Origin of the sequence: Pumilibacter muris, from assembly GCF_943193045.1 — a bacterium.
Lineage (GTDB): Bacteria > Bacillota > Clostridia > Christensenellales > Pumilibacteraceae > Pumilibacter > Pumilibacter muris.
Map to the genome: position 1 here is coordinate 69,081 of NZ_CALPCN010000008.1, position 11,296 is coordinate 80,376.

2 protein-coding genes are annotated in these 11,296 nt (G+C 46.1%); both read right to left on the minus strand.

Features of this window, described 5'->3' with window-relative positions; translation table 11 throughout:
• Positions 1-33 precede the first annotated feature (33 nt).
• Positions 34-8,667: a hypothetical protein gene (locus NFR62_RS09120; RefSeq protein ID WP_251617665.1), complete on the minus strand. Its 8,634-nt coding sequence runs from the start codon at positions 8,665-8,667 to the stop codon at positions 34-36.
• Between the two features lie 47 nt (positions 8,668-8,714).
• Positions 8,715-11,222, minus strand: a complete 2,508-nt coding sequence (locus NFR62_RS09125) for a hypothetical protein (RefSeq protein WP_251617666.1) — start codon at positions 11,220-11,222, stop codon at positions 8,715-8,717.
• Between the last annotated feature and the right edge of the window lie 74 nt (positions 11,223-11,296).

Sequence of the window (11,296 nt, forward strand, 5' to 3'; positions counted from 1 at the left end):
CTTTCATAATTTTTTCCTTTTTTCCGTTTGTTTTCATAGCGCGCCCGTTTCCGTTTTAACGTTGAAATATCTTGCGTCCGCCTCTATTTCCTTTCCCGACGAAAGCCTGAATATTTTGTGGCTCAATACTCCGCCCGCGTTAATTATGCGCAACGTATATTTTGTTGTGAGCGCGCATTCGTAAGTTATAACGTTGTCGGCGCTCGACACAACTTGCAAAGACAGTTTAGTAAGTCCGTCGTTTCGCATAACGCTGGCGCCAACGTTGCCGCTTTCGTCAATAGAAATGTTCACATCCGCCGCAACAACGGTAACATACGAATTTTCGTTATACGTCGTTTTAACGCTATACGCCTTTATTTCTTTTTCCACTCCGTCTATTTCTTCGTAAGCTTTTAATGTGAGCCAGCCGTTGTAGGGATAAGGGTCGGCGGAAACGTAAGCTCTCGTTACTTTCAAATAGTGTTCGGGTCTTAAAAGTCCCGCGCCCACAAATTCAAATTTTAAAGCGTCGTTTTCTCCTACGTCGCCGTTTCCGTAATAGCGCTTGTCGGGGTCGAACGGTATTTCGTGTCTGTCGCCGTCGTACACATAAGTGTTCTTTTCGGGCGCAATCAACAACACGGTAACGGTTTGTAATTTAAATTGCAACGTTGCTCTAAAATCGTATTTGCCCGCATACGGAGTTTTATATTCGTCGTAGGTAAGATACGCTTCGTAATTGCGCGAAACGTCCGAATCGTCGGCGTTCCACGAATTTTCGCTCTCTATGCGTCCTTTCAATATAGTAACGTTACTGTAAGAACGGCGCGTCGCGTCGAGAACGTCGCTAAACTCTTCCGCTATATATTTGTGCCCGCTTATAACACTCCCGTAAAACACGTCCACTTCTTTATCGGCCTCTATTATGTCGGTGCCGTCGTAAACAACAGTCTTACTCTTAGGTCGAACGTAAATAACGCGCTTATGAATCGTTTTTTCGAACATATAGCTGCCGTCGCTTTGAGGCGGCGTAACTATATTCAATTCGGCAAGCACTTCGGGTGCAATAGCGCGTCCGTTTTCAAGCAAAGTAACGTTCTTATAATAAATTCGATAGTTGCCCGCGTTTTCAATCTTTTCAACGTGCGTCCACCCGATTTCGGTTTCGTAAAGTATTTCCGCAATATCGGCTCTAAAAGTTATATGTTTGTTGGGCAACGCGTTTGTTTGAGTTCCTCTTACTCTCCATTCGTATGTTTGCCCGCCTCTTTCGTGTATTGCTCCGTCGTAAATTATGTCGGCACCGTATTCGGGATAAAGTTTTAAGTCGCCCGTAACTTCCAAACTGCCGTAAGACACTTGCGGAGACGCCAACAACTCTTCCAAATTGTAGTTCGAACTTACGTCGGCGCCCGTTTCGTCACAAATTATAAATCCGAGAATATTTTTAACTTTTCCCTCGTGAGGATATGTCACGCTCGGATAAGACGAAATTTTAAAATCATGGTTTGCGGGGAAATCGGAAGGAAGCACTTTTGTAAAACTCGTTGAGAAAAGCGGCGTTCCGTCATAAAGCCGGCTTTCGTTGTAAGAAGATATGGCTGTATATCTTCCGTCCGCCATGAGGTTATATTTATCGATTGTAAAATTAAACGTAAAAAGTTCGTCTTCCGATATATAATAGTTGGGATTGTTTTTTATGCCGTCGAACTCTATTTCCGATTTATAAACGGATAAAACAAACTCTCCCGCATCGATAAAATCAAAATCAACGCCGCCGCTATACACACGCCATTTAAACGACTTTATTACGTTTTCGAGCGGCTCGGAATCGGGAGCGCACGAGAACACCTCGCCCAACATAAGCGGTTGAGGTTCTCCGTTATATTCGCGTTCGTCCTGACGAACGTTGAGCACAAGCAGTTTGGGCGAAATCACAACGGGTGCGGGGCGTATATATTTTAAAACGTAGTTCGCGGGGCGTATGTTTTGTCCGCTTTCGGATTTTATTGCGGCGCGCAAAATTTTGTATTCATAAGTTCCCGCGTTAACCATTTCAGTCCATTTCAACACGGTTTTATCGAGCGAATGTCCGTCTACAAACCCCTCCACGTCGTAATCGTCGTCGCCGATTACAAACGGCTTTCCGTCGTACTCTTTTTCATACGAGTCGAAAGAGAACGTGAACGTGAGCGTGCGCGGGGTTATTGTAAGCGTACCCGGCGAACATTTTAACGAATAGTTATGCGTGCAATCTATTTCGCCGTTGAAAATCCGTATGCTTTGAGAATTGCTGTAAACTCCCGCATCGGTCTTGCCGAACTCGCCGCTAAGCTCTAAGCGGTGCCCCATGCTTTCTATAAATGCTCTGCCCGCTTCGTCAACGTTTTCGGCGGGAATTATAGAGGGAACAAAAATTTGCTCTCCGTTGTATTCTGCGGTAAAGCTCGAATTTTTAACGCGAACGACACGCGCGGCTATATTATATCTGCCTTGCAAAACAGTGATTTCGTAGTCGGGATTATTTGCGGCGGCATAGTCGGCGTCCAAATCCACAAAATAGTAAGCGGATTCGGTTACGCTTTCCTCACCCGAAATCGTAACCGCGCCCGAAGCGTAATTTATAACACCTCTGAACGTGCCTTGCAAATCGAGCGAGTCGCCCGAAATAACCGAACCTATTGTGGCGATATAACTCAATCCGTTATAGCCGCGCCACTCGCCGAAGCGAACGGCAACTCCGTCGTAAGACTTGCTGCCGTCGGCGGGCTTAACCGTTATGGCTCGCTTATTAACGGTAAGACTGCCGTCCGTAAAATCGGAAACGTTATATTCGTAGTTTGAAAGCACGTCAACGTCGGTAGCGTTTTCGAATCCCTCAATGCGAACAATATAACTTCCCGCATGCACGGGCGCCGAAATTCTATTTCCCTGCAAATCGAAATACGCGTATACGGGGCGAATAAGTTCAAAGTCGCTATTCAAAAATCCGAGCTCGTTTTCATCTTTAACCGACGCGGTTAAATAAGCGCCCAAATCCGCTCTATGCTCTTTACCGTTGTATTCCGCCGCAAAGATAGGCGCGAACGCAACTATACCGCGTTTCTCTCTTTCAAATCTGCCGCTCTCTTCGCAAATCAAACTGTAATTCTCCATTCGTCCGTTTCCGCCGGAAATCAAACAGTATTCGGAGTTTAGGTAAATATTATAAACGCCCGCAGTCGCCCCTAAAAAGCGCTCGCCGTTCTCGTCTGCAAAAGAATCTATTGCAAGGCTTTCCCCATCCACAAATTGCTTGTCGGGGTTTGTTTTCGATTCTCCGTAGTATTCATAGTAATTTGTATAATCGCCGACGCCGTAACTCGTAAACACATCTTTCGGTTTAACGTACACCGTGCGCGGAATAACCTTTAAAATTCCGCTTATATAAAATATAAGGTAATTGCGGGTAAAATCTTCGTTTTCTTCATTTTCGACTCGTAGCCATAATACGTTATCGATAGAATCCGCGTTTGTAAGCGAAGAGATTTCCGTATTTGACAAAATCAGCTTATGCCCGTCTAACAAATCGAACGGAGTATTCTCCGAAATGGTCCATTCCGCTTTTTCGAGCGGAGTGCCGTCGTATACTTTTTCGGCGGAGGCGGTGGAAACTATTATGTTGCGACATTCGATTTCGAGAGTGCCGTAAACATAAATAAGTTCGTAATTTTCGTTAATCGTATGCCCGTCTATTTCGTTGCTGTATTCCGACACAACCGTGTAATGCCTTACGTTCTCCGCTGTTACGGCGTCTGTAATCGAAGCGACGTTTTGTGAAACATCGAGCGCCACAGAATGCCCGTCTATCCAATCCGCTCCGTGTTCGCAAAAATACTCGTATTCGTCGCAATCGAGCGGAGTGCCGTCGTATACTTTTTTCGCGCTACCCGTTACCACAATAACCGAACGCGGGATAATGTAAAGTCTCCCCTCGCCCGTATTATAGCTCAAAGCGTAGTTTTCTTCTATTCTGTGTGCGCCGACATACAAATTACCGTTTTGGTCGGCAACCGAAAACTCGGTAAGAATCAACTCGCCCGATTCCCACACGTTAGTAATAGAAGTTATTCCGCTTACGGCTACAAATTTGTGCGCTTCAAGCAACCTATCGCCGTAAGCTTCGTCTCCGAGCAAAGCGGCGCCGTCATATTCCTTTTCTTTATCCCAACGGCTAACCAAAACTGTACGCGGCGTGATTTCAAGCCTACCCGCGATAATTTCTATAATTTTATAGTTGCTCGTAACGTCTTTGTGATTTACAATATCGTCGGTAATGTCGTCGTCCCAAACGCCTATATCGTCGTCGTTCCAAACAAGATTGTCTTTGTCTATAATGCGGTAGTCGTATATATTCCGCTCAACGGAATCCCACACGTTGGTAACATACGTTATGTCGCCTATGCTTTCGGTTTCATGACCGTCCGCAAGCGCAAACAATCCATCCTCTATATAGCTTACGGCGCCGAATTCGTCTTTCTCCGCTCGAACGTGAACCGCTCTGCCCTTATCGTAATAATAACTGTTGCCGTCGTATTCTTTGCTAATATCGTCGATATAAATTTTAATGAGGCGCGGCGTTACGGTAAGCGTGCCGAATTCGCGTTTTATTTCGTAGCTGTCGGTTACATCCTCAATAAATCCATTGTAAAAATAGCTGTAAATAACAACTTGACTGTCGTTTGTAACAGTCCCTACGTCTAAAATATTTTTTTGACCTTCGACTTTTACGGAAAGCGTATGTCTGCGATTTTGAACAAGTCCTATGTCAGAACCTTGATTGTCGGTATGCACCGCCGTTTTTTCGTCGTCAACATAACCATACAACAGCATTCCGTCGTACTCTTTTTCAACGCTTTGCATAACAACGGTTATGCGGCGTTTCGTTACCGTAAGAGTTCCGTAAGAATAACTAACGGCATAATCGCGGGTAACGTCCGTTATTCCGTCGAGCGAAGACTCGGCAAACACGAAGTATTCCAAAACGTTCATTTCGCTTCCCGCAAAGCGTATTTTGGTTAGCGTGCTCTCGTCCGCCTCCAAACGGTGAGACGAAAGCAACCCGACTTTTTGTTCTTCGTCGAACAAAGTATAATCGGCGGGAACGCCGCTATATAGCTCTTCGTCGTTATACACTCGGCTCGAAGTTGCGGTAGTAACGCTGACGGGGCGCGGAGTTATTGTGAGCACTCCGTATTCGTAAGCTATTTCGTAATTGCCGCTCACGGGAGTGCTGCCGAACATAACGCGATAAACGAGTTCGTTTTCGCGTCCTTCCTCGCTTCCCGTAGATTGCCAAGTGTGCAAAATGCGCGTAATGCTATTTTCGTCCAATTCGAGCTCGTGCCCCGTTACAAGCGCAATATCGCCGCCGTCCGAAGCTATATGCGTCACGCTCTCAAAACTCGGGCAAGCCAGCCAATCGCCGTCATACACCTTTTCGGCGCTACCCGTGCGAATAAGTATTCTGCGAGGCTTAACCGTGAGCGTGCCCGCGATTACCGACGTAACCTCGTAGTTGTGCGTTTCCGTTCCGTCGGCGTTAAACACTTTATAGTCGGACGGCGCGTAGTCGTTCGGTTTGGTGCCTACATCGGTTATCCCTATAACTTTACCCGAACACACATAAGCGTATTCGCCGTCGGTAACGAAACCGCCCGAATAAACGTTGCTTCTGCATTCCGACGCGCGCAAATTGCTGTGCTCGACGCCGTCGTATTCGAACGTTTGGCTATCGGATATAATGGTTATCTGCTGCGGAACAACCGTAAGAGTGCCGTACTTATACGTTATATCGTAGTTGGCGGTAACGTCTTGATTTTCGGCGTCCCAAATAAAGTAGGCAACCTTATTTTCGATAGAGCCGACGTTCGTTATACCAACCGTATTGTTCTCGTCGGGTTTCAAAATGTGCCTACTAACAAGCCCGCCGTCGGCAATGCCGTTAGGCGACGTAACGCTATAATTCGAATCATACGACGACCATTCCTCGCCGTTATAAACGCAATTTCTGTTTATCGTAGTTATTATAACGGGACGCTTGCTAACAATTAACTTGCCGTATTCGTAAGTAATATTATAGCTTGAAGTAACGGGCTCTCCCGCCGCGTTGAAAATTTCGAATTGCGTGTCGTTATCCACTCCGTCGGGCGAAGTAACGTTCAGAATTTTTCTTACCGTTTCTTCGTCGGCGGCGGCGCTATCGCCTTTTGCAAGCCCGTCGCCAGTAATTTTCTCGTATTCTTTAACGTAAAATTCGGCGCCGAAATACACATGTCTGCCGCTTCCCGTCTTTATAACCACAGAACGTTCGGTCACGGTAAGCGTGCCGTAAGTATAGTTTATTTCGTAGTTGTCGCAATCCGAACCGTCGGCGCGCAAAACCTTAACGAACAGAACGTTGCTTACGTTCCCCTTTTGAGTGAGCTTTGCGAATTCGTCGCTACGCGAACTGTCGAGCACAACAGTGTCGCCCATTTTATCTATAATCGAATCGGAAAATCCGAACTCATGGTTAAAGAGCGGTTCGCCGTTATACGTTTCCGTTTTCGACAAAGTGACAACGGTAAACGAATGTTTTGTTACGGTTAACGTTCCTGCCTTAACGCTTAGAATGTTGTAGTTGTTCGAAACGTCGTTGCCGTCAGCGTCGTATATCTTGTAGTCGAGCGCGGAATATGTATTGTTATATTGCTCGGTGTCTGCAACGTTGCGCACATATATTATTTTACTTTCGTCATGAACTTTCGCATAATCGGCGCCCGCCAACCCGAACTCGTTGCCATCTATGTGCTTAGACGACGACGCAATAACCGCAGAATGTTTTTCGCCGTCATATTCGAAAATTTCGCTTGCCGCAGTAAGCATTATTCTACGCGGAGTAACTATAAGTTCGCCCGCGATTACGTTTATAATTTCGTAATTCTCGCTAACGCTGCCGTCTGCGTTAAAAACGGTGTAATCGGCGGGAAGATATGCGTTAGCCTTTCCGCTGTCGCTCACGTTGCGAACTTTAACAACTTTGTTTTTATCGGTAACGGCAGCGCTCTCTCCGCCCACAAATCCGACTTTTCCGCGAGCGGTCAAATAGTATTCGGCTTCAAACGTGAGCGTGGCGGAATGTTCTTCACCGTCGTATTCAAAACTTGCAAGCGGTGCCGCAAGAATTATTTTGCGCGGAGTAACGGTTAAAGTTCCCGCAATCACTTCTACTATTTCGTAATTTTGATTTTCGCTGCCGTCGGCGTTAAACACAGTGTAGTCGACGGGAGCGTAATTATTTGCCACCTCGCCCGCGTCAACTATTCCTATAATTTTGCCGAAGTTCGTAACGGAAGCGTATTCGCCCGCGTTTATAAAGCCCGCGCCTCCGTTCGCGCCAGCTGCATACGCCGCAAACAAATTGCTCTTTATCTCTCCGTCGTACTCAAACGTTTCGCTTGCCGCAGTAAGCACTATTTTGCGCGGAATAATTTTTAACGTGCCGTATTCGTACTTTATGTCGTAGTTTTCGCTGACGTCGTCCGCGCCGTCAAACACAACGAATTCATAAGCGTTTTCAACGGCGTCGCCCGCGTAAGTAACCGAAACTTTTCCCGCGTCGGCATACGCGAGCGTATGCCCTTCCGCAAGATTATAAGCTCTTTCGCCGCTGCGCAAAGAAAGTTCGGTTCCGTCGTATTCCTTTTCGGCGCTCATTGTTTGCACCGTAATCGCGCGTCGTTTCACCTCGAACTCGAACGGCTCGAACGATCTTTCCGAAAAATTATAACGCAAAGTCACGTTTTCGGCTCCGTGATTTATACGCACGGAATCGGGCACGATTTCCGCCGTATACTTTCCCGCGAGAACGGGCGCTTGAACGGCGTTGCCGTTTTTGTCGCGTATAACGGTATTAAATTCTATTTTATCGGTGCCAAGCTCATATTGCGTATCCGAACTTACGGCATTTGCAAACCGCTGCTCTTTGCCGTTATAAATCAATTCGGGAATAGCCACAGATAACGTTATGTCTTTATTTAGCAACCGCACGGCTTTTTGCGACGACGAAATAACATAACAGTTAGTAACGTCAACACCTGCGGAGTTTGAAATACGCACCGAATCGAGTTCCACTTGCACTGCGGTGTTTTCGCTTTCGAACCCGTCGAATTCGTAATTCAATTCCGATTCCGAAACTCTATCGGTACCTACAAGCGGAAACTCTATGTCTTCGGGCTTGCTTCCGTAAACGATTTCGTCGTCGAGAATTGCAAAAGTTACGGGACGGGGCAAAATTTCAAATTCCACCTCGTTGCCGCGCTTGTTTTTAAATCCGCCGCGAGTTACCGCGCGCACTTTGTATTTTCCCGCAAGCGTGGGTTTTTCGGTGCTCCAAGCGCTTTCGCCTTCGCGCAAATATTCGTACGAACGAATCTTTGCGAAAAGCGCTTTCGCCTCTTTTATTTCGTAATTTTCACCGTAAATTATGTTTTCGGTTACAACCGCAACATTCGCAGTTATTGTTCCTTTAACGCACAAAAACGTTGTGAGCGACGCGACAATAAGCGAAAGCACGACAATAATGGGCACTTTAAATTTGAATATAAAGCGCTTTATTGCCGCAATACGCAGTATTTTGTTTTTATATGCGTCGTAACTGAACATTTTTCCTCGTCTTACTTTTTAACTTTGCCGAACTCTTTCCGCTTTTTTTACGGTTCCGGACTTTGCCTCCATATAACCTTTCCGGGCGCCACTATTATCTCGTAATTTTCGCTGACGTCTTCGTTATACGCGTCAAATATTTTTCCGCTTAAACTCGTTTCCAAAGTTCCGTAAGCTTCATAATAATCCACGCCCACGCTTTGCCACATTACACTGTCGGTTGAAGCGAGTCCGTCAATTTTAATAAGGTTTTTGCCGTCGGTATCGTTAAGATACTGTTGAACGTCGGTGCCTTCGGCGAGGTACAAATTTTCCACAGTAACCAAAATATTGCGCTTTTCCACTTTTAACGAAAAATCCTCATACGTTATATCGTAGTTATCCGTCACGTCTTTTCCCGAAATGAGGTCGGCAATCACAACATTGAAGCTAACTTCGTGTTCGCCCGCTTTTATATGTTCGCCGCTTGTTACAAAAGCCGAACGCGCAAACAAATCGGCTATGCCCTCGCCGAACGAAATTTGCGAACCGACGAGGTCAAAAGGCTTTCCGTCGTAAATTTTAGAAAGACTTCCTTGATAGCTTACCGTTAATTTCGCTTTGCTAACTTCAATCGAGTTGGCGCCGCTTATGTCAACCGCATAGTTGGCGCTTCCTATATATTTTAGCGAATAGCCGAATTTTCCCGCGCCGCTTATAAAAGGCGAACTAATCTCGAAATCCTGTTTTGTCAATTCATCAGGAAGCTCTACCAACGCGGTTCCGCCCAAATTTTGAGGCTCGAACAAATCGTCGACGGTAATCGTTTTAGGATTGCGAGTTATATCGAGAACATATTCCATTTGAATCGGATTTAATTCCACGCTCAACTTTTTGGGCTCTATAGTAACAGTGCCCATGCTCACGTTCAAAACGTAGTTAATTAAAACTTCGTTCGGAACGTCTTTTTTCCAACCCGCCGAATATGTGTAAACTCCCGCGTTTTTTATGTCTGTAATGTGCGTTTCTATAAATTCGTTAATAGCGGGGTCGCTCGAATTCTCTATTCCGTCGAGTCCGTCGTATTGATAATTTACGTTGTATTCGGCGCTCGAATTTTTAAGAATTATTCTCACGTTCCTTTGCACAATCGTAACGCTTGCTTCCGTCACCGTCAAGTCGTAACTTTCGGTTAGCGTCTCGTTCGCATTAGGCGACCATTTAACCGAATATCGATACGTTCCGACGTTTGCGAAATTTTGCGCCGTACCAATTTCGGCTTCGGTATATATTCCGTCGGGTAGCGAAAGTTGCAAATCGTCTATTGTTCCGTCGTAGCTCGCAACAACCGTTTGAAGTTCGGGGAAACCGTTTTTATACATTATTGTGCACGGTTTTAAAACAACGCTTTTTTCTCCCTTGCGCATTGTGTACGTTCCGAACTCGGTAGACACGGTATAATTTTCCACCGCGTTCTCTCCCTCGCGCGTTACGGCGTAAGTAAACGTATTATCGAATTGCCCCACGTCGGTAAATTCGGAATAATTCAAAACCACTTTATCGGTTAAAGCAAGCCCCTCCGCGCTTAAAGGATTAAAGTCAGTAAGCTTTTGAGCCTCGCCGTTATATTTCCCTTCGCCGTCTTTTCCTACTATTGTGAGCGAACGTTTTAAAACTGTGAGCTTTGCGCTTGCGGCGGCGCCCGTTATAGCATAGTTCTCGCTTGCGTCCTGCCCGTTGTGCATAACCGCAAATCCCGATATAACGAACGTAAGCTCGCCTACATCGGTTAAGCTCGCCTCGCCGTCGGTTTTTCCTTTTTCCGAAAACTTAACCTCGAGCTTATGACCTTCCACAAGCGAACCCGAACTGAGTTCGTATTTTTGTGCGACAAGCGGTGTTCCGTCGTAAATTTTTTCGTCGGAAAGCGGCACCAACGTTATTTCGCGTTTGGTAACGGTAACGCTTCCGGGAGTGTAAGAAATGCGATAGTTCTTGCTTACGTCGGCGCCCGCAACGTCGGCTACAACGGGCGGATTTTCGTCGCCCGGAGTTGTTCCGACGTTTATTCTGCCCGTCTTTTTTTCGGGCAGAACGAGCTTATGCCCCGCGCACAACTCTCCCGACGTAACATTATATTCGTCGGCATACTGCATTTTGCCGTCGTATTCCCTCTCAACATGTTCTTGCACAACGGTAATTTGGCGTTGATAAACGGTGAGCACTCCGAGTTCAACTTTCACCGCATATTTTTTTGTTACGTCCGTTCCTTCTTCGTCGGTGATTTTAACGTCAAGCCCCGCCTTACTCGTTCCGAATTCGGTTTGCGAACCTGTGAAAGTAACTTCGGCATTGTGCCCGCTCAACAATTCGTCGCCGTTTTTAAACTCGTAACTTTGCGCAGTTAGCGGCGTGCCGTCGTACTCCTTTGATTCGTCGCTTACTATAAGAGTTATTTCAATCGGATTCGTTTCTATTAGCCCCGTTGCGGAAAGCGACACGAAAGTTATTAATGCGGCGGCGAGGCACAGCATTAAACATCCGACTATTAAAATTGAAGTTTTGAATTTAGACATTCTTTTACCTCACGGGGGTATATAACGGGAACGGTTTTGTTGTCGTCGGTTGCGGCTATGCTCGGCATTACACG

What these genes read in the sequence shown, in the direction of transcription:
- NFR62_RS09125 (WP_251617666.1), bottom strand. Translation starts at nt 11,222, where the DNA reads ATGTCTAAATTCAAAACTTCAATTTTAATAGTCGGATGTTTAATGCTG.
- NFR62_RS09120 (WP_251617665.1), bottom strand. Translation starts at nt 8,667, where the DNA reads ATGTTCAGTTACGACGCATATAAAAACAAAATACTGCGTATTGCGGCA.